The sequence below is a fragment of the Streptomyces sp. NPDC041940 genome, from assembly GCF_055589465.1.
Window position 1 is genome coordinate 1 of sequence record NZ_JBVJBP010000027.1, and the last position, 19,290, is coordinate 19,290.

Below are 19,290 nucleotides of genomic sequence, written 5' to 3' on the forward strand. Positions count from 1 at the left end.
ACAGGTGAGACCCTACCCCCTTGCCCCCCCCCTCCACCACCCCTGGTGGGGGGTTCGCCGCAGCAATCGTTGGATAAGCCCGCATGACCTGTCCCCCCCCCCCCCCCCCCCCCCCCCCCGCTTCGTCGTCGTACGGGATCGTTCACCCGGTGTTCGGCACGGCGTCGGACGTCGTACGCCGGTCCGCCGTCCTCAGTCGTGCCAGGCGCCGAAGTCCTCCAGGAGGCGCTGGAGGGGTTCGAAGACACCTGGGGTCCCCGCGACCGCCAGATCGCCGGACGGGCGCTCGCCGGGGCGTCCACCGGTCAGGGCGCCCGCCTCCCGGGCGATCAGGTCGCCCGCCGCCAGGTCCCAGGCGTGCAGTCCGCGCTCGTAGTAGCCGTCCAGGCGTCCCGCGGCCAGGTCGCACAGGTCGACCGCGGCCGAGCCGCCACGCCGGATGTCGCGCAGCAGCGGGATCAGGCGCCGGGCGACCTCGGCTTGGTGGGCACGGACCTCGGCGACGTAGTTGAAGCCCGTGGAGACCAGCGCCTGGTCCAGGGGCGGCGCGGGACGGACGGCCAGCCGGCGCTCACCGTCCCAGGCGCCCGTGGCCCAGGCGCCGCCGCCGAGCACGGCGTGGAACGTCTCACCCCGCATCGGGGCGGTGACGACTCCGACGACGGTCTCGCCGTCCTGCTCGGCGGCGATGGAGACGGCCCAGGTGGGGAGCCCGTACAGGTAGTTGACCGTGCCGTCGAGCGGGTCGATCACCCAGCGGATGCCGCTCGTGCCGTCGCTGGAGGCGCCCTCCTCGCCGAGGACGCCGTCGTCCGGGCGGCGCTCGGCGATCAGGCCGGTGATCAGCTTCTCGGCCGCGATGTCCATCTCCGTGACGACGTCGATGGGGCTGGACTTGGTCGCGGCGACCGCCAGGTCGGCCGGCCGCCCGTCCCGCAGCAGCGCGCCCGCGCGGCGGGCGGCCTCCTGGGCGAGTTCGAGCAGGTCCGTGTGCAGGGGGTCGGTCACGGGGCTCCTCACGCGTAGGTGCTGTCGGCGCCCGCCGCGGCGGGCCGGGGGGCGCGGGCCGGGCAGCAGCCGACCGGGCAGAGGTCGTGGCTCGCCCCGAGGGCGCCCAGGGCGCACGGGGTGACCTCCTGCCCGCGCTCGACGGCGGCCCGCTCCACGACGAGTTCGCGGATCGCTGCGGCGAACCTCGGGTCGGCGCCGACGGTGGCCGAGCGGCGCATCGGCAGCCCCAGCTCCTCGGCCTTCGCCTTGGCCTCCGTGTCGAGGTCGTAGAGGACCTCCATGTGGTCGGAGACGAACCCGATGGGCGCGATCACCACGGCCGGGGCTCCGGCCGCGTGCCGCTCCTCCAGGTGGTCGCAGATGTCGGGCTCCAGCCACGGGATGTGCGGGGCGCCGGAGCGGGACTGGTAGACGAGCTGCCAGGGGTGGTCGACGCCGGTGCGCTCGCGGACGGCGTCCGCGATGAGCTTCGCCACGTCCAGGTGCTGGCGGACGTAGGCGCCACCGTCGCCGTGGTCCTCTGTGGGCCCCGAACTGTCGGCGGAGGCCGTCGGGATCGAGTGGGTCGAGAAGGCGAGGTGCGCCCCGTCCCGGACGTCCTCGTCGAGCTCGGCGAGGGACCGGAGCACCCCGTCGATCATGGGTTCCAGGAAGCCCGGGTGGTTGAAGTAGTGCCGCAGCTTGTCGACCCGGGGCGGCTCCAGGCCCTCGCTCTCCAGGGCCGCGAGCGCGTCGGCGAGGTTCTCGCGGTACTGGCGGCAGCCCGAGTACGAGGCGTAGGCGCTGGTGGCGAGGACCAGGACACGGCGGCGGCCGTCGCGGACCATCTCGCGCAGCGTGTCCGTCAGATACGGCGCCCAGTTGCGGTTGCCCCAGTAGACCGGCAGGTCGAGACCGTGGTCGGCGAAGTCCTTGCGCAGGACGTCCAGCAGGGCGCGGTTCTGGTCGTTGATGGGGCTGACCCCGCCGAACAGGAAGTAGTGCTGCCCGACTTCCTTGAGACGTTCCCTGGGGATGCCGCGCCCGCGCGTCACGTTCTCCAGGAACGGGACCACGTCGTCCGGGCCTTCCGGGCCGCCGAAGGAGAGCAGCAGCAGGGCGTCGTAGGGGGTGACATCGCGCGCGTCTGGCATGGGTCGATCCTGCCACCCTGCACTGACACCCGGGAAACGGCGGGGTGACACCTGCGCGGCAGCCGGGTCGGGGCCGGTCCGGGCTGGGCCGAACGGGTGCCACGGGGTGCTCCGGGACGTAAGCTGTGTCGACTGCGTTCGCAGCTTACTGAGCCCTTCGGAGACCCCGTTGCCCAGCCCCTACCGCGCCCTGTTCGCAGCCCCAGGCTCCAAGGGTTTCTCCGCTGCGGGCTTCCTCGGCCGGATGCCGCTGTCGATGATGGGCATCGGCGTGGTCACGATGGTCTCCCAGCTCACCGGGCGGTACGGCCTGGCCGGTGCCCTGTCGGCGACCATCGCGCTGGCCGCGGCGATGGCGGGGCCGCAGGTCTCGCGGCTGGTCGACCAGTACGGGCAACGGCGGGTGCTGCGCCCGGCGACGCTGCTGTCGCTGACGGGCGCGGCCGTGCTGCTGCTCGCCGCGCACTACGGGTGGCCGGACTGGGTGCTGTTCGTGGCGTGTGTGGGCATCGGCTGCGTACCGAGCGTCGGCGCGATGATCCGGGCCCGCTGGGCGGCGCTGTACCGGGGCACGCCGCGGCTGCACACCGCGTACTCCTTCGAGTCCGTGGTGGACGAGGTGTGCTTCGTCTTCGGGCCGATCATCTCCATCGGCCTGTCCACGGCCTGGTTCCCGGAGGCCGGTCCGCTGCTCGCCGCCTGCTTCCTGGCGGCCGGCGTCTTCTGGCTGACCGCGCAGCGCGCCACCGAGCCCGAGCCGCACCCGCGCGAGCGGCACGGCGGCGGTGGTGGTTCGGCGATCCGCGCGCCGGGCCTTCAGGTGCTGGTGGCCACCTTCGTGGCGACCGGGGCGATCTTCGGGGCGGTCGACGTGGTCACCGTGGCCTTCGCCGACGAGGAGGGGCACAAGGCCGCGGCCAGCATCGTCCTCGCGCTGTACGCGGCGGGGTCCTGTGTGGCGGGCATGGTCTTCGGGCTTCTGCACTTCGCCGGGGCGCCGGAACGTCGGTGGTTGCTGGGCGTGTGCGCCATGGCCGTGAGTATGATCCCCCTCCTACTGGTCGGAAACTTGCCGTTTCTGGCCGTGGCGCTGTTCGTTGCGGGACTGTCCATCGCTCCGACGATGATCACGACGATGTCCCTCATCGAAGAGCACGTACCACGTGCGCAGCTCACCGAGGGCATGACCTGGGTGAGCACCGGGCTCGCGGTGGGGGTCGCACTCGGCTCCTCCGCGGCCGGCTGGGTGATCGACGCGGCCGGGGCGCGTGCCGGGTACGGGGTTCCGGCGGTGGCCGGGGCCGTCGCGGTCGCGGTGGGTTTCCTGGGATTCCGCCGGCTCAAGCGGCCGGCTCCGGGTCGGGGAGGCTCCGTTGAGCAGCACAGCGAACGGAAAGAACGGCACGTGGCGTAACTGGGGCGGCAATGTCTCCGCGCGTCCCGCGCGGCAGGTGACCCCGGCCTCCGTCGACGAGCTGGCCGCCGCCGTGCGGCAGGCCGCCGAGGACGGCCTCAGGGTGAAGGCCGTCGGCACCGGGCACTCCTTCACGTCCATAGCCGCGACGGACGGTGTATTGATCCGCCCTCAACTGTTGACCGGCATACGCGGCATTGATCGCGACGCCATGACGGTCACGGTGGAGGCCGGCACCCCGCTCAAGAGGCTCAACCTGGCCCTCGCCCGGGAGGGCCTGTCGCTCACGAACATGGGCGACATCATGGTGCAGACCGTCTCCGGCGCCACCAGCACCGGCACGCATGGCACCGGCCGCGACTCGGCCTCGATCGCCGCCCAGATCCGGGGCTTGGAACTGGTCACGGCCGACGGCTCGGTGCTCAGCTGCTCCGAGAAGGAGAACCCGGAGATCTTCGCCGCGGCCCGCCTCGGCCTCGGCGCGCTGGGCATCGTCACCGCGATCACGTTCGCCGTCGAGCCGATCTTCCTGCTCACGGCCCGCGAGGAGCCGATGTCGTTCGACAGGGTGCTCGCCGACTTCGAAGAACTCTGGGCCGAGAACGAGCACTTCGAGTTCTACTGGTTCCCGCACACCAGCAGCACCAACACCAAGCGCAACAACCGCAGCGCGGGCCCGGAGAAGCCCGTGCCGCAGCTCAAGAGCTGGTTCGAGGACGAGTTCGTCTCCAACGGCGCGTGGCAGGTAGCCAACTGGGTCGGCCGCGCGGTGCCCGCCACGATCCCCGCGATCGCCCGGATCTCCACCAAGGCATGGTCCACGCGGACTTACACGGACACCCCTTACAAGGTCTTCACGTCCCCGCGCCGGGTGCGCTTCGTAGAGATGGAGTACGCCCTTCCGCGCGCGTCCGTCGTGGAGGCGCTGCGCGAGCTGAGGACGATGGTCGACCGGTCCGGCCTAAGGATCAGCTACCCCGTCGAGGTGCGTACCGCTCCCGCCGACGACATCACCCTGTCCACCGCCTCCGGCCGCGACACCGCGTACATCGCCGTCCACATGTTCCAGGGCACGCCCTACCAGCGGTACTTCACCGCGGCCGAGCGCATCTTCACCGCCCACGAGGGCCGTCCGCACTGGGGCAAGGTCCACACCAGGGACGCCGAGTACTTCTCCCGGGTGTATCCGCGCTTCGGCGAGTTCACGGAACTGCGGGATCGCCTCGACCCTGATCGGCGGTTCCAGAACGACTACTTGCGGCGGGTTCTGGGGGCGTAGGCGACGCGCTGGGGGTTGTGCTCCCGGGGTCCTCACTCCCCCGTTCAACTGCACAAGAAGGGGACGGCGGACCGAAACCGATAGTTCCGTTTCTGGTGATTACGTGAACTTCCCCACGTTCAAGATCACGAATTGGGGGCATGGGGCGGCCAAGTCCCCCCTCTTGCCAGAAGTTGGGCGGCGCGCCAATCCACGCACGTGGCCCAAATGGAGTACTGTGGCGAGCCCTGGGTCCGGTCTCCCACCAGGGTGTACGGGGCCTTTAAGGACCGCCGGGAGGGGGCTAGTTGCACAGGGTGACAGAGTTCGTCACTTAGCGTTGCGAATAGGTAACCGTGCCATAACGGCGATCCAGGGCCCGTGCCCGACACGCCGGGCAACTCGGCAAGGTTGTGGCAGGCTGCACCCGGGCAGGCCACACTCGACTAGCGGAAGCAGCGACGCACGTGACGTCGGCAGGCACCACCCGGGAGGTCCCCATGCCCGAACTGCGTGTCGTGGCCGTCTCGAATGACGGCACACGGCTGGTGCTGAAGGCTGCGGACAGCACGGAGTACACGCTTCCGATCGACGAACGTCTCCGTGCCGCCGTGCGCGGCGACCGTCCCCGCCTCGGCCAGATCGAGATCGAGGTGGAGAGCCACCTCCGCCCCCGCGACATCCAGGCGCGTATACGAGCCGGCGCGACCGCGGAAGAGGTCGCGCAAATGGCAGGCATCCCCGTCGACCGGGTGCGCCGCTTCGAGGGCCCGGTGCTCGCCGAGCGTGCGTTCATGGCCGAGCGGGCCCGCAAGACCCCGGTCCGCCGCCCCGGCGAGAACTCCGGTCCGCCGCTGGGCGAGGCCGTGCAGGAACGGCTGATGGTGCGCGGCGTCGACAAGGACACCGTCCAGTGGGACTCGTGGCGTCGCGACGACGGCACGTGGGAAGTCCTGCTGGTCTACCGCGTCGTCGGCGAACCGCACTCGGCGAGCTGGACCTACGACCCGCCCCGGCGGCTCGTCCAGGCCGTCGACGACGAGGCGCGCATGCTCATCGGCGAGACCGACGACCTGGCCGCGCCCGAGCCCAGCTTCCCGTTCGTCCCGCGGATCGCCCGGCTGCCGCGCGACCGGCCGCTGGACCGGCCCGCCGACCGTGAGCGGCCCGCCCTGCCCGCGCAGGCGTCCGAACCGCTCGAGGAGAGCACGGCCGCCACGGGCGAGCGGGACTCCCTGACCAGCCTGCTGGAGGCGGTGCCGAGCTTCCGTGGCGACCTGGTGGTGCCGGAGCGCCCGGCGCCGGAGCCCGACGAGGAGGAGCCCCTCGTCGTCGAACCCGAGGAGGAGGAGCCCCCGGCCCCCGCCGCCTCGGCCGGTTCCGCCTACGCGGACGTCCTCATGCCGCGCTCCGTGGGCGCCCACCGCGACCGGCTCATCGGTTCCACCGACCGCCAGGCCGAGGCCGACGGTGTCCGTCCGGGGCGCAGAGCCGCCGTCCCGAGCTGGGACGAGATCGTGTTCGGGACGAGACGCAAGAAGCAGGAGTAGTCAGGAGCAGCCGGGTCACACGGCGTTGACGCCGGCCGTACGGACATGAGGGCCGCGCCTTCCGGGCGCGGCCCTCTGCGCACTCCGGGCTACTGGGGGTCCGGCCCCACCGCGACCGGCCGGTCCGGGTCCGAGGACCACTCCGACCACGACCCCACGTACAGCTCCGCCGGAATGCCCGCGACCGCCAGGGCCAGGACCTCATGGGCCGCTGACACCCCCGACCCGCAATACACGCCGACCCGCGAACCTTCGGACACCCCGAGCCCCTTGAAGCGCTCCCGAAGCTCCCGCGCTGAGCGGTAGCGCCCGTCCGCCCCCACGTTCTCGGTGGTGGGCGCCGACACCGCGCCCGGAATGTGCCCGGCCACCGGATCGATCGGCTCCACCTCGCCCCGGTACCGCTCCCCCGCTCGCGCGTCCAGCAGCACCCCGGACCGCGCCAACTCCGCGGCGGCGTCGGCGTCGAGCCGCCCCACCGCCCCTGGCTCGGGCACGAAGTCGCCCTCCGCCGGCGCGGGCACGGACTTCTCCAACGGCCCCTCCCAGGTCGGCAACCCGCCGTCGAGGACCCGCACGTCCGGGTGACCCGTCCAGCGCAGCATCCACCACGCCCGGGCGGCCGCCCAGCCCTGGCCGCCGTCGTAGACGACCACCGGCGTTCCGGACGACACGCCCGCCCTGCGCATCGCGGCGCCGAAGTGCGCGAGACCGGGCAGTGGATGCCGGCCGCCCTCGCCCGGCGCGGAGGCCAACTCCCGGTCCAGGTCGACGAAGACGGCCCCGGGCAGGTGCGCCCTCTCGTAGTCGGCCCGGCCGTCGTACGGCGGCTCACCCGCTGCCTTGGCCGCGGTGAGCTGCCAGCGGACATCGAGCAGGACCGGCGGGTTGGCACCCGTCAGGTCGTTCGCGAGGTCGGATGCGGAAATGATGGCGTTCATGGCCCCATCCTCGCGCACGGGGGTGGCCGAGCCGCCCGTGTCCGGCTACTCTGCTCGGCCGGACCGGGACGATCACGTGGCGTACGGGAACGAGCACATGCTGTACAGCTGAACGACACCTGCCGACAAGCGCGCCGCACGGGACAGCGCCCGGCACATCGGGCATTCTCCCGGACACGGGTCGCCCCACAGGGCGAGCCCCACGAGGGCTGCGGAGAGCACGGCCACCGCGAGGCCGAGAAGAGAGTGACAATGACCGACGCACGGGGGTCCGCCGGCCCGAACGGCGAAACGCCCGCTCGGCACGCACCCGGCACGCCCTGCTGGGTGAGCCTGATGGTGCACGGGCTGGCCGCGACCGAGGAGTTCTACGGGGCGCTGTTCGGCTGGGAGTTCCGGCCCGGCCCCCAGCAACTCGGCCCGTATGTGCGTGCGCTGCTGGACGGGCGCGAGGTCGCGGGCCTCGGCCGGCTGCCGCCCGACCGCCAGCTGCCCATCGCCTGGACGCCCTACTTCGCCTCCCGGAACGCGGACTTGACGGCCGAGACGGCGCGCAGTTGCGGCGGCACGATCGGCGTCGGGCCGCTCGACGCTTCCGACGCCGGCCGGCTCGCGATCGGCTCCGACCCCTCGGGCGCGGTCTTCGGTATCTGGCAGGCCGCCGAGCACCTCGGCACGGCCGTCTCCGGCGTCCCCGGGACGCCCGCCTGGAACGAGCTGCTGACCTTCGAGTCGGCGCGCGTCGCCAAGTTCTACCAGACGGTGTTCGGCTACGAGGAGGAGCCGGTGGTCTCCGCCGACTTCGACTACGTGACCCTGCTCCGCGGCGGCGAGCCCGTCGCCGGCATCCACGGTCTGGGGCAGGCCCTGCCGCGCGACCGGGGCCCGCACTGGGTGACGTACTTCCAGGTCGCCGACGTCGACGACACGCTGGACCATCTCGTCCACCTGGGTGGGAACGTCCTCAGGCCGGCCCACGACACCGCACACGGCCGGGTGGCGACCGTGGCGGATCCGGAGGGGGCGCGGTTCGCCGTGCTGCAGCGCTGACGTACCGCCAGGGCGGTCAGGCGGACGGCATCGGCAGCACGTCCGGTGACAGGGCCGCCGCGCGGGCCGTCGCCGCGGTCATCCTGCGACGGTGGTGGCGGCGGCACAGGACCTCGTACCCGACCTCGTCGGCGGAGTGGGTGACGTCGCCGACGACCACCTGGGCGCCCTCGACGACCATGGCGCCGCCTATGGTGCGGGCGTTGTGCGTGGCGCGGGCGCCGCACCAGCACAGGGCCTCGACCTGGAGCACCTCGACCCGGTCGGCCAGTTCGACCAGCCGCTGGGAGCCGGGGAACAGCTTGGAGCGGAAGTCCGTCGTGATACCGAAGGCGTAGACGTCGAGGCCCAGGTCGTCGACCACGCGCGCGAGTTGGTCGATCTGCTCCGGCACGAGGAACTGCGCCTCGTCGGCGATCACGTAGTCCGCGCGGCCGCCCTGCGAGAGATGATCCACGAGGTAGGCGTAGAGGTCCTGCCCGTCCCCGACCTCCACCGCGTCCGTGACGAGGCCGAGGCGTGAGGACAGCTTGCCCTCGCCGGCGCGGTCGTCGCGCGAGAAGATCATGCCCGCCAGGCCGCGCGCGGAGCGGTTGTGCTCGATCTGGAGAGCCAGCGTCGACTTCCCACAGTCCATCGTTCCGGAGAAGAACACCAGCTCGGGCATGGGAAGGTGAGCACCTTTCGGTGAAGCGGGGATGGAGCGGGACGTCAGGAGCGTACTTCGAGCAGGGGGACCAGCTGCTCGGCAGGGGTCATCGAACCGTGGTTGCCGACCATCGCCGACTCGTTCGGCTCCCGCTGGGAGGCGATGATCAGGACATCGTCCCGGGCTGCGGCGACCACGTCGCCGATGCGGCCGTACACCCGCTCGTCGATCCGCGGGCCGAACCAGCCCGCCGCGATGGCCTCGTCGCGTGAGGCGACCCAGAACTGCTCGCCGAGCACCTCGCGCCAGCAGGTCAGGACGTCGTTGGCGGCACCGGGTACCGCGTAGACGTGCCGGGCGCGGCCCTCGCCGCCGAGCAGGGCGACTCCGGCGCTCAGCTCCCAGTCCTCGTCGAAGTCGATGCGGTGCTCTTCGTCGAAGGGCACGTCGATCATGCCGTGGTCGGCGGTGACGTAGAGGGCGCTGCGGGGCGGCAGTTGCTCGGCGAGGCGCTGGACCAGGCGGTCGGCGTACATGAGCTGGCCGCGCCAGGTGTCGGAGTCGACGCCGTAGCGGTGGCCGGCGCCGTCGACCTCGGCGAAGTACGTGTACACCAGGGAGCGGTCGCCCGCGGCCAGTTGTTCGGCCGCCAGGTCGACGCGGTCCTCGCCGGGCAGCCGCCCGAGGAATCTTCCGCCGCTGAGCGCGACCTTGGTCAACGGGGTGTTCTCGAAGGTCGGGGACGACACCTGCGCGGCGTGCACACCCGCCTCGTGCGCCAGCTGGAACACCGTCGGGTACGGCTGCCAGGGGCCGGGCGGTGCCCACGGCTGCCAGCGCAGCTGGTTCATCAGCTCGCCGGTGTCGGGGTTGCGCACGGTGTAGCCGGGCAGGCCGTGCGCGCCGGGCGGCAGGCCGGTGCCGACGGAGGCGAGGGAGGTCGCGGTGGTCGCCGGGTAGCCGGCGGTGAGGGGGCGCCCGGTGCCGCCGCGCGAGGTGGCGAGCAGGGACGTCATGAACGGGGCGTCCTCGGGGTGCGCCCTGAGCTGCTCCCAGCCGAGGCCGTCGATCAGGAACACGCAGTTCCGGTCGGCGGGGGTCAGCTCGGAGATCGTGGCGTTCATCCCCGGCACGCCGAGGCCGGCGGCCAGGGTGGGCAGCAGGTCGGCGAGGGAGCCGCTGCCGTACTCGGGGACCGGTGCGGAGGCTACGGCGAGCGGTTCGGGGTGGTGGTCCCAGGCCGTGTCGGGCTGTGCCATCAGCGGGTGGTGTCCGCGGTCGCCTCGGAGAGGGCCTGCGCGAAGGCGAGTGCCTGGCGCACGGTCTCCGGTCCGTCCCCGGCCTCGCTGACGCGCAGGCTGAGGTCGTCCGCCGTCGAGTTGCCGGTGTAGCCGTGGTCCGCCTCGCAGTTGGGGTCGCCGCAGGCGGCGGGCTCCAGGTCGATGCGGGAGACGGCGCCCCAGCCGATGGTGAGGACGACCTCGCGGGGCAGGGTGCCGGGCTTGTAGGACTCCGGGTTGGCGACGACCCGGCTGACCACGATCGACGAGATGCGGCCGATCTTCACGGACTCCGTCGACGTCGTGGCGTACGGCGTCGGGGAGGTGCTGTCGGCGGCCTGCTCGTCGGTGTGGCTGACGATGAAGCGGTTGTCGGTGAGGACGAGCACCGTCACGTGCCGCCGCACCTCGTTCTGGTCGAACGTCGTTTCCTGGTGGACCAGGTACGACCGCATGGGCTCGCCGCCCACGGCGGCCTCCACCGCCTCGGCCACGAGGGCCGGGTAGTAGCCGCTGCGCTCGATCGCCGCCCGCAGCCCCTGGGTCGTCGTACTGGTCTTGGCCATGACGCCCATCCTACGGGGGCCCACTGACTGCGAGGCACAGCTCGCCCCCCTGTCAGTACGCGGGGAGGGTCCGCGGGCCGAGGTCGTCGCGGGCGGGCGGGGTCGCCAGGCGGACGGAGGCGCCCAGGACGCTCAGGCCGTGCGAGGCGACGACGACCGGTTCCAGGGTGACCGCGACGACCTCGGGGTGGTCGTCCACCAGCCGGGACACCCGCAGCAGCAGCTCCTCCAGGGCGCGGGTGTCGGCCGGTGCGGAGCCGCGCCAGCCGAACAGCAGGGGTGCCGTGCGGATCGACCGCACCAGTGAGCCCGCCTCCCGGTCGGTGACCGGGATCAGCCGGTGTGCCGTGTCGCCGAGCAGCTGTGAGGCGGCGCCGGCGAGCCCGAAGGAGAGCACGGCTCCGGCCGCGGGGTCGATGACGGCCCGTACGACGACGTCCACGCCACGCGGCGCCATCCGCTGCACCACGGGGCGCAGCTCGTCCGGTGCGCCGAACAGCTCGGTCAACTCGGTGTACGAGCGGCGCAGTTGTTCCTCGTCCGCGAGGTCGAGGCGGACGCCGCCCAGGTCGGCGCGGTGGCGCAGGTGCGGGGCGGTGGCCTTGAGGGCCACGGGGTAGCCGAGGGTGCGGGCGGCCTCTGCGGCGGCGTCGGGAGTCGGGGCGGGCAGGGCGCGGTGGACGTGGATGCCGTAGTGGCCGAGCAGGTCGCAGGTCTCTTCCGTGCCGAGCGTGAGTCCCTGCCCGCGCGCGAGCAGCCCGTCGATCAGCGCGGCGGCGCCCCTCTCGTCGATGTCCTCGTACTCGGGCACCTTGCCGGGGTCGGCGGCGTCGCGCCGCCACTGCGCGTAGGTGACGGCCTGGGCGAGTGCGCGGACGGCGCGCTCGGCGGCGGGGTAGGCGGGGATGAGGTGGGCGCCGTCGGGGGGCTCGACAGCGGGGGGCCGTTCCTCGGTGGACGACGAACGAGCGGCGGTTTGCGGGGGAATGCCCGACTCTGCTTGTGGTGCCGTGCTCGCCGCCGCCGACAGGGCCTCGGCCAGGCCGCCGAGCTCCACGTGCACGACCAGGACGGGCTTGGCCGGGGTGGCGGCCGCTGCCGAGCGCAGGGCCTCGGCGAGGGCCGCGTCCGCGACCGAGACCTCCCCCACCGCCGGTATAGCAGTGACGACGACCGCGTCACACCGGTCGTCGGCCAGTGCGCGCGAGAGTGCCGCGTGGAAGTCCGCCGCGGAGGCGGCCGTGGTCAGGTCCTGCGGGGGGTGTGGCCGGAGCCCCTCGGCGAGGCACGCGTCGTACGTGAGCAGGCCGAGCGACTCGGAGTTGCCGAGGATCGCCACCCGGGGCCCGGCCGGCAAGGGCTGGCGGGCGAGGAGCAGGCCCGCGTCGACCAGGTCGGTGATGGTGTCGACGCGGATGACGCCGGCCTGCCGCAGCAGGGCCGAGACGGTCTCGTGCGGCAGCCGGGTCGCCCGGACGGCATGCCCCTGGGGAGCGGCTCCGTGCCGCGCGCCCTGGACCACGACCAGCGGTTTCGCCGCGGCCGTCCGGCGGGCGAGGCGGGTGAACTTGCGGGGGTTGCCGATGGACTCCAGATACATGAGGACGACATCGGTGTCGGGGTCCTCGTACCAGTACTGGAGTACGTCGTTGCCGGAGACGTCGGCCCGGTTGCCGGAGGAGACGAAGGTGGAGACGCCCGTCACGCCCGTGACGCCGCCGCCGCGGCGGTGCAGCCGGGACAGCAGGGCGATGCCGATGGCGCCGGACTGGGCGAACAGGCCGATCCGGCCCGGGCGGGGCGTCTCGGGGGCGAGGGAGGCGTTGAGCCGTACCCGCGGGGAGGTGTTGATGATGCCGAAGGCGTTCGGCCCGATGATCCGCATGCCGTACGTGCGCGCGTGCCGCACGAGGGCGCGCTGGCTCTCGCGCCCCTCCAGGCCGCTCTCGGCGTACCCGGCGGAGACCACGACGAGCCCCTGCACGCCGTGCTCGCCGCACTCGGTGACGACCTCGGGGACGTACTCGGCCGGTACGGCGACGACCGCGAGGTCGACCGGGCCGTCGATGTCGCGCACCGAGCGGTGGGCGGGCACCCCGTCGAGCTCCTTCTGCTCCTCGGGGAGGGCCTTGTTCACGGCGTACAGACGGCCGGTGAAGCCGGCGTCGCGGATGTTGTCGAGGACGCTGCGGCCCACGCCGCCCGGCGTGCGCCCGGCGCCGATGACGGCGACCGAGCCGGGCGCGAGCAGCCGCTGCACGGACCGGGCCTCGGCGCGGTGTTCGCGCGCGTACTGCACGGCGAGGGAGCGGTCGGTGGGTTCGAGGTCGAACTCCAGACGGACCACGCCGTCCTCGAAGCTGCGCTTCTGGGTGTACCCGGCGTCAGTGAACACCTTGATCATCTTGTTGTTGGCGGGCAGCACCTCGGCGGCGAAGCGGCGGATGCCGCGCTCCCGGGCGACGGCGCCGATGTGCTCCAGCAGGGCGGAGGCGACGCCGCGGCCCTGGTGGGCGTCCTGGACGAGGAAGGCGACCTCGGCCTCGTCGGCCGGTGCCGACGCGGGCGTTCCGTCCGCGCCGATCCGGTCGTAGCGTACGGTGGCGATGAACTCGCCGCCGACCGTGGCCGCGAGTCCCACCCGGTCCACAAAGTCGTGGTGCGTGAAGCGGTGGACGTCCTTGGCGGACAGGCGAGGGTACGGCGCGAAGAAGCGGTAGTACTTCGACTCGTCGGAGACCTGCTCGTAGAAGCTGACCAGACGATCGGCGTCATCAACGGTGATGGGCCGGATGCGCGCGGTACCCCCGTCGCGCAGCACCACGTCGGCTTCCCAGTGGGCGGGATACTCGTGCCGGTCCGGCGAGGTCTGCATGGGCCCCAGAGTACGGCTAGCGTCCGACAGCGGACGCGAGGCAGTCTGTGGAGGGCGTCAGTCGGATCGAGGCCGCGATCCGACGGCACCCCGGGGCGGTCACCAGGACCGCTCCGGCACAACTTCACGCTGTGGGAAACTGGTCTAGACAACCCTGAACACCGAAGGGCAGCAACACATGGCTGAGCGCCGCGTCAACGTCGGCTGGGCCGAGGGCCTCCACGCCCGCCCCGCTTCCATCTTCGTCCGAGCCGCCACGGCCGCAGGCGTCCCGGTGACGATCGCCAAGGCAGACGGCAACCCCGTCAACGCGGCCTCCATGCTGGCCGTCCTCGGCCTGGGCGCCCAGGGCGGCGAGGAGATCGTCCTCGCCTCCGACGCCGAGGGCGCGGACGCCGCTCTGGACCGGCTGGCCAAGCTGGTCTCCGAGGGGCTCGAGGAGCTTCCCGAGACCGTCTGAGTATTTCCCCGCGCCTGACCCGGCGCACCCTGAAGAGCTCGTCCGAATTCATCGGGCGAGCTCTTCGCCTTTCCCGTGCATTTCCTGTCGGCGGGCAGCAGAAATAATCCCCCGCGAATTACCCACCCTTTGTATACGGCTCCCGTGTTAATGCCGCAGGCTTGCCGTGTTTACGGCATGTTGCGAGTTCCTCACACGCTCGGCGCGCTCCCCGGCGGAGCCGAAACGCAGCCGGTGCGCGGCCGTCGCGCGCTCGGTGTGCAGCGCCGTGACCGCCCGCGCGCGCTCGCTGTCGCCGCGCGCCACCGCGTCCACGATCGCGCCGTGCTCGGCCCAGGACTCCACGGGTCCGGCCGGTGCCTCCACGGCGTACATCCAGGCGATCTTGTGCCGGAGCTGGGTGAGCATCGAGGTCAGCGCGGGGCTGCCGGAGGCCTGGGCGAGCGTCTCGTGGAACCAGCCGCCCAGCGAGCGCAGGTCGTCGCTGTTGCCCCGGCGGGCGCGCTCCTGGCCGAGCCGGACCAGGCCGCGCAGGACCTTCAGATGGGCTTCGGTGCGGCGCTGGGCGGCCCGGGCGGCGCCCAGCGGCTCCAGCAGCATGCGCATCTCCAGCAGGTCGGCGGCCTCCTGCTCGGTGGGTTCGGCGACGCACGCGCCCGCGTGCCGCCGGGTGACCACGAAGCCCTCGGCCTCCAGGGTGCGCAGGGCCTCCCGGACGGGGACGCGCGAGACGCCGTAGCGGCGCGCGAGGAGTTCCTCGGTGAGCCGGCCGCCGCGCTCGTAGACTCCCGCGACGATGTCGTCCCGGATGGCCGTGCACACCGAGTGCGCGGGAATACGCATGACCGACCTCCCCTTAATCCCCGTGAAACGTCGACTGGTGACGTGTGTTCCGTGACTCTATTGCAATGAGCCGGAATTTCCGACGGCAGGCAGGAAATCAGGGATATTTTTTGGACAGTCGGCCGTCGCGAACGCCGAAAGCCCCGGCTCGGGGAGCCGGGGCTTTCGGGAAGGACAGTCGCCGTTCGGTGTTTCAGACGTTCACGCCGTGCGAGCGGAGGTAGGCGACGGGGTCGATGTCGGAGCCGTAGTCGGGGCCGGTGCGGGCCTCGAAGTGCAGGTGCGGGCCGGTGACGTTGCCGGTCGCGCCGGAGAGGCCGATCTGCTGGCCGGGGGTGACCTTCTGGCCCACCGAGACGCTGCTGGACGACAGGTGGCCGTACTGGGTGTACGTCCCGTCGTTCATCTTGATCACGACCTGGTTGCCGTACGAACCGCCCCAGCCGGCCTCGACGACCTCACCCATGCCGACCGAGTGGACGGCCGTGCCGCTGGAGGCGTGGAAGTCGACCCCGGTGTGGCTGCCGGAGGACCAGACGGCGCCGCCGCTCTTGTAGCCGGTGGAGACGTACGAGCCGGAGATCGGGGACACGAAGGTGTTGAGGCGCTTGCGCTCGGCCTCGCGGGCGGCACGCTCCTTGGCCTCGCGGGCCTTCTCGGCGCGCTCCTTGGCCTCCTTGGCCGCCTCGGCGGCGCGCTCGCGGGCGGCCTCCTCGGCCTTCTTCTTGGCGACGGCCTCTTCGGCCGCCTGCTTCTGGGCGACGGCCTGGGCGTCGATCTTCTGGGCCACGGTGTCGCCCATGGTGACGACCGGGGTGAGGCCCGTCTGCTCGGCAGCGGGCTCCGCGGCGAAGGCCGGGGCGGCCACCGTGCCGACGACGCCGGTGGTGGCGAGGGCCGCGACACCCGCGACGTGGGCCGTGCGGCGCTGGATCCTGCTGGGACGACGGTGCTTCCCGGTGGCGCGCGTGAACGCCATGTGGTGGCTGTTCCTTTCCTTCCCTCTCGCCTACCGGGTTAGCTGACGGGTTCGGAGCAGGAAGGTCTCCTACGGACCCCCTCGCGACTCGCGCGGGCGTCCGATTCACCCCAGGGACTACGGTGGGTCCCCGGCTCCCCTGGCTCGCGCCGTACGGGGACTCGGCGATGACTGTCCGGTGCCGCGGGTGCGGCGCACTGCCTGACGAACAGCCCGGACGACGCTAAGCGGCGCCACTTTCAATTCCCAAACGGATCCCGGTTTTTGTAGCGCATCCCACAGGGCAGACGGGAAACTCCCGCCCCAATTCGGGCATAAAGGAGCCCTGGTGCCTTAGAAGACAACCAGGGCCCCTCCGCGCGCGTGGCGCTCGCCTCCCGCTACTCGGCGGCGACCACGACGACTTCGCCGATGCCGAGGGCCTCCACGGGGCCCTTGATCTGCGCCGCGTCGCCGACGAGGACGGTCACCAGACGGTCCACCGGGAAGGCGCTGACGGCCGCCGCGGTGGCCTCCACGGTGCCGGTCGCGGCGAGCTGCCGGTACAGCGCGGCCTGGTAGTCGTCGGGCAGGTGCTGCTCGACCTGGTCCGCCAGCGTGCTCGCGACGGCCGCCGCCGTCTCGTACTTGAGCGGCGCCACGCCGACCAGGTTCTGCACGGCGACGTCCCGCTCGGCGTCGGTCAGCCCCTCGGCGGCGAGGGTGCGCAGCACCGTCCAGAGGTCCTCGAGGGCAGGGCCCGTGTTGGGGGTGTCCACGGAGCCGCTGATGGCGAGCATCGCGGCACCGGTCCCGTCCGGGGCGGACCTGAGGACCTGGGCGAACGCCCGCACGCCGTAGGTGTAGCCCTTCTCCTCCCGCAGGACGCGGTCCAGGCGGGAGGTGAGGGTGCCGCCGAGGCAGTACGTGCCGAGCACCTGGGCGGGCCAGACGCGGTCGTGCCGGTCCGAGCCGATCCGGCCGATCAGCAGCTGCGTCTGGACGGCGCCCGGGCGGTCCACGATGACGACCCGGCCCGAGTCGTCGGCGGTCACCGGCGGCACCGGCCGCGGCTCGGCCGAGGAGCCGGTCCAGGCGCCCAGCGTGTCGCCGAGCAGCGCGTCGAGGTCGATGCCGGTGAGGTCGCCGACGACCACGGCGGTGGCGGTCGCCGGGCGGACGTGCTTCTCGTAGTAGCCGCGTACGGCCGCGGAGTCGATCGCGGCGACCGTCTCCTCGGTGCCCTGCCGGGGCCGCGACATGCGCGAGCCCACCGGGAACAGCTCCTTGGAGAGCTCCTTGGCGGCACGGCGGGCGGGGTTGGCCAGCTCGTGCGGGATCTCGTCCAGGCGGTTGGCGACCAGCCGCTCGACCTCGCTGTCGGCGAACGCGGGTGCCCGGAGGGCGTCGGCGATCAGGCCGAGGCCCTTGGCGAGCCGGGAGGCCGGGACCTCCAGGCTCAGCCGGACGCCCGGGTGGTCGGCGTGCGCGTCGAGGGTGGCGCCGGCGCGCTCCAGCTCGGCGGCGAACTCCTCGGCGGAGTGCTTGTCGGTGCCCTCGGAGAAGGCCCGCGCCATGATCGTGGCCACACCGTCGAGGCCGGCCGGCTCGGCGTCCAGCGGGGCGTCCAGCAGCACCTCCACGGCGACGACCTGCTGGCCGGGGCGGTGGCAGCGCAGCACGGTGAGGCCGTTGTCGAGCGTGCCGCGCTCGGGGGCCGGGAAGGCCCAGGGCTTGGCCTCGCCCGCCTGGGGCCGGGGGTGGAAGTCCATTGTGGCGAGCTCGGTCACTTGGCCGCCTCCTCGTTCTCGTTCGTGGCCGCGGCTGCGGTGTCCTCGATGGTGTCGGCGTCCTCGCCGGCCTCGTCGGCGACGGGCTCGTAGACGAGCACCGCGCGGTTGTCGGGCCGCAGGCGGGCCTTGGCGACCTCCTGGACCTCCTCCGCCGTGACCTCCAGCACGCGCTGTACGGCGGTCAGGGCGAGCTGCGGGTCGCCGAACAGCACGGCGTACCGGCACAGTTCGTCGGCCCGGCCGGAGACCGTGCCGAGCCGGTCCAGCCACTCGCGCTCCAACTGGGCCTGGGCGCGCTCCATCTCCTCGGCCGTGGGGCCCTCCTCGGCGAACCGGGCGAGCTCCTCGTCGATGGCGGTCTCGATGACCGGCACCTCCACGTCACCGGACGTCTTCACGTCCAGCCAGCCCAGGGAGGGCGCCCCGGCGAGCCGCAGCAGGCCGAAGCCGGCGGCCACGGCCGTACGGTCGCGCCGTACGAGGCGGTTGTAGAGCCGGGAGGACTCGCCGCCGCCGAGGACGGTGAGGGCCAGGTCGGCCGCGTCGCACGCGCGCGTGCCGTCGTGCGGCAGCCGGTAGGCGGCCATCAGGGCACGCGCCGGGACCTCCTCCTCGACGACCTCGCGCAGCTGCTCGCCGATGGTCTCCGGCAGCGTGCCGTCACGCGGCGCGGGCTTGCCGTCGTGTCCCGCGACGGAGCCGAAGTACTTCTCGATCCAGGCCAGGGTCTGCTCCGGGTCGATGTCGCCGACCACGGAGAGCACGGCGTTGTTCGGCGCGTAGTAGGTGCGGAAGAACGCCCGCGCGTCCTCCAGGGTCGCCGCGTCCAGGTCGGCCATCGAGCCGATCGGGGTGTGGTGGTAGGGGTGGCCCTCCGGGTAGGCGAGGGCGGTCAGCTTCTCGAAGGCGGTGCCGTAGGGGACGTTGTCGTAGCGCTGGCGGCGCTCGTTCTTGACGACGTCCCGCTGGTTCTCCATCGACTCGTCGTCGAGCGCGGACAGCAGCGAGCCCATGCGGTCGGCCTCCAGCCAGAGGGCGAGCTCCAGCTGGTGGGCGGGCATGGTCTCGAAATAGTTGGTGCGCTCGAAGCTGGTGGTGCCGTTCAGCGAGCCGCCCGCGCCCTGGACGAACTCGAAGTGGCCGTTGCCCTTCACCTGGGCGGAACCCTGGAACATCAGATGCTCGAAAAGGTGAGCCAGGCCGGTACGCCCCTTGACTTCGTGGCGCGAGCCGACGTCGTACCAGAGGCACACCGCCGCGACCGGGGTCAAGTGGTCCTCGGAGAGCACCACGCGCAGGCCGTTGGCCAGGCGGTGCTCGGTCGCTGTCAGGCCCCCGGAGCCTGCCTGGGCTGTGGCCGTGTGACCCATGGGCATGTACGTCCCTTCGATCGCGGTGCGGTCGTCCAGACCGCGGATTCCTGCCGGTCCTGCCACTGTATGCAAGCGCGCGAAGCGCTGGTGAAGTTCCCGGCGGCGTACGCGGAGAGCGAGAAACGGTGACCCGCCG

16 protein-coding genes and 1 riboswitch are annotated in these 19,290 nt (G+C 72.4%); of the genes, 5 read left to right on the forward strand and 11 right to left on the reverse strand.

Translation table 11 applies throughout. The features are described 5' to 3' along the window. Positions 1 to 192: 192 nt before the first annotated feature. Together ACZ6I3_RS33910 and ACZ6I3_RS33915 are read right to left on the reverse strand one after the other, a co-directional pair. Positions 193 to 1,008: an inositol monophosphatase family protein gene (locus tag ACZ6I3_RS33910; RefSeq protein ID WP_469419923.1), complete on the reverse strand. Its 816-nt coding sequence runs from the start codon at positions 1,006 to 1,008 to the stop codon at positions 193 to 195. Positions 1,009 to 1,016: 8 nt separating this feature from the next. Continuing rightward, on the reverse strand, positions 1,017 to 2,144 hold the full coding sequence (locus tag ACZ6I3_RS33915; RefSeq protein WP_469419925.1) for a ferrochelatase: 1,128 nt from the start codon (positions 2,142 to 2,144) through the stop codon (positions 1,017 to 1,019). Between the two features lie 169 nt (positions 2,145 to 2,313). Between ACZ6I3_RS33915 and ACZ6I3_RS33920 the strand changes: the two genes are divergently transcribed. The 3 genes from ACZ6I3_RS33920 to sepH all read left to right on the forward strand — a co-directional run bounded on the left by ACZ6I3_RS33920 (position 2,314) and on the right by sepH (position 6,366). Further along, the gene (locus ACZ6I3_RS33920) at positions 2,314 to 3,558 is read left to right on the forward strand and encodes an MFS transporter (RefSeq protein ID WP_469419927.1); all 1,245 of its coding nucleotides are present in this window, start codon (positions 2,314 to 2,316) and stop codon (positions 3,556 to 3,558) included. Next, positions 3,518 to 4,837 carry a D-arabinono-1,4-lactone oxidase gene (locus ACZ6I3_RS33925; protein WP_469419929.1) on the forward strand — a complete coding sequence of 440 codons (1,320 nt, stop codon included), beginning with the start codon at positions 3,518 to 3,520 and terminating at the stop codon, positions 4,835 to 4,837. Before ACZ6I3_RS33920 ends, ACZ6I3_RS33925 begins: the two co-directional genes overlap by 41 nt. Before the next feature lie 479 nt (positions 4,838 to 5,316). Next, positions 5,317 to 6,366 (forward strand): septation protein SepH, encoded by a 1,050-nt coding sequence (gene sepH, locus ACZ6I3_RS33930; RefSeq protein ID WP_469419931.1) that lies wholly within the window; start codon positions 5,317 to 5,319, stop codon positions 6,364 to 6,366. An 89-nt stretch (positions 6,367 to 6,455) separates the two neighbouring features. Here sepH and ACZ6I3_RS33935 read toward each other — a convergent pair whose 3' ends face one another. Beyond that, positions 6,456 to 7,307 (reverse strand): sulfurtransferase, encoded by an 852-nt coding sequence (locus tag ACZ6I3_RS33935; protein WP_469419933.1) that lies wholly within the window; start codon positions 7,305 to 7,307, stop codon positions 6,456 to 6,458. A gap of 252 nt (positions 7,308 to 7,559) precedes the next feature. On the opposite strand from ACZ6I3_RS33935, the gene ACZ6I3_RS33940 reads away from it, so the two are divergent. Next, positions 7,560 to 8,357: a VOC family protein gene (locus ACZ6I3_RS33940; protein ID WP_469419935.1), complete on the forward strand. Its 798-nt coding sequence runs from the start codon at positions 7,560 to 7,562 to the stop codon at positions 8,355 to 8,357. A 16-nt stretch (positions 8,358 to 8,373) separates the two neighbouring features. Here ACZ6I3_RS33940 and ACZ6I3_RS33945 read toward each other — a convergent pair whose 3' ends face one another. The 4 genes from ACZ6I3_RS33945 to ACZ6I3_RS33960 are packed head-to-tail and all read right to left on the reverse strand — an operon-like array spanning position 8,374 to position 13,727. Further along, positions 8,374 to 9,024 carry a thymidine kinase gene (locus tag ACZ6I3_RS33945; protein ID WP_469419936.1) on the reverse strand — a complete coding sequence of 217 codons (651 nt, stop codon included), beginning with the start codon at positions 9,022 to 9,024 and terminating at the stop codon, positions 8,374 to 8,376. Between the two features lie 44 nt (positions 9,025 to 9,068). Continuing rightward, complete coding sequence (locus ACZ6I3_RS33950) at positions 9,069 to 10,265, reverse strand: alkaline phosphatase family protein (RefSeq protein ID WP_469419938.1); 1,197 nt, start codon at positions 10,263 to 10,265, stop codon at positions 9,069 to 9,071. Beyond that, entirely contained in the window at positions 10,265 to 10,852 is a 588-nt protein-coding gene (locus ACZ6I3_RS33955; RefSeq protein WP_184589709.1) for a DUF5998 family protein, read from the reverse strand. Before ACZ6I3_RS33955 ends, ACZ6I3_RS33950 begins: the two co-directional genes overlap by 1 nt. A gap of 52 nt (positions 10,853 to 10,904) precedes the next feature. Then, a complete protein-coding gene (locus tag ACZ6I3_RS33960; RefSeq protein WP_469419940.1) occupies positions 10,905 to 13,727 on the reverse strand; it encodes a bifunctional acetate--CoA ligase family protein/GNAT family N-acetyltransferase in 2,823 nt (940 codons plus the stop codon). A 178-nt stretch (positions 13,728 to 13,905) separates the two neighbouring features. Between ACZ6I3_RS33960 and ACZ6I3_RS33965 the strand changes: the two genes are divergently transcribed. Then, positions 13,906 to 14,187 carry an HPr family phosphocarrier protein gene (locus tag ACZ6I3_RS33965; RefSeq protein WP_003993478.1) on the forward strand — a complete coding sequence of 94 codons (282 nt, stop codon included), beginning with the start codon at positions 13,906 to 13,908 and terminating at the stop codon, positions 14,185 to 14,187. A 147-nt stretch (positions 14,188 to 14,334) separates the two neighbouring features. On the opposite strand, the gene ACZ6I3_RS33970 is transcribed toward ACZ6I3_RS33965, so the two are convergent. From ACZ6I3_RS33970 to ACZ6I3_RS33985, 4 genes are all read right to left on the reverse strand, one after another. Then, complete coding sequence (locus ACZ6I3_RS33970) at positions 14,335 to 15,030, reverse strand: GntR family transcriptional regulator (protein ID WP_382832393.1); 696 nt, start codon at positions 15,028 to 15,030, stop codon at positions 14,335 to 14,337. A 193-nt stretch (positions 15,031 to 15,223) separates the two neighbouring features. Further along, the gene (locus ACZ6I3_RS33975; protein ID WP_469419942.1) at positions 15,224 to 16,009 is read right to left on the reverse strand and encodes a M23 family metallopeptidase; all 786 of its coding nucleotides are present in this window, start codon (positions 16,007 to 16,009) and stop codon (positions 15,224 to 15,226) included. Positions 16,010 to 16,021: 12 nt separating this feature from the next. Continuing rightward, a riboswitch (cyclic di-AMP (ydaO/yuaA leader) is annotated at positions 16,022 to 16,186 on the reverse strand. Positions 16,187 to 16,389: 203 nt separating this feature from the next. Then, positions 16,390 to 17,778: a M16 family metallopeptidase gene (locus ACZ6I3_RS33980; RefSeq protein ID WP_469419944.1), complete on the reverse strand. Its 1,389-nt coding sequence runs from the start codon at positions 17,776 to 17,778 to the stop codon at positions 16,390 to 16,392. Further along, the gene (locus tag ACZ6I3_RS33985) at positions 17,775 to 19,157 is read right to left on the reverse strand and encodes a M16 family metallopeptidase (RefSeq protein WP_469419946.1); all 1,383 of its coding nucleotides are present in this window, start codon (positions 19,155 to 19,157) and stop codon (positions 17,775 to 17,777) included. Before ACZ6I3_RS33985 ends, ACZ6I3_RS33980 begins: the two co-directional genes overlap by 4 nt. Between the last annotated feature and the right edge of the window lie 133 nt (positions 19,158 to 19,290).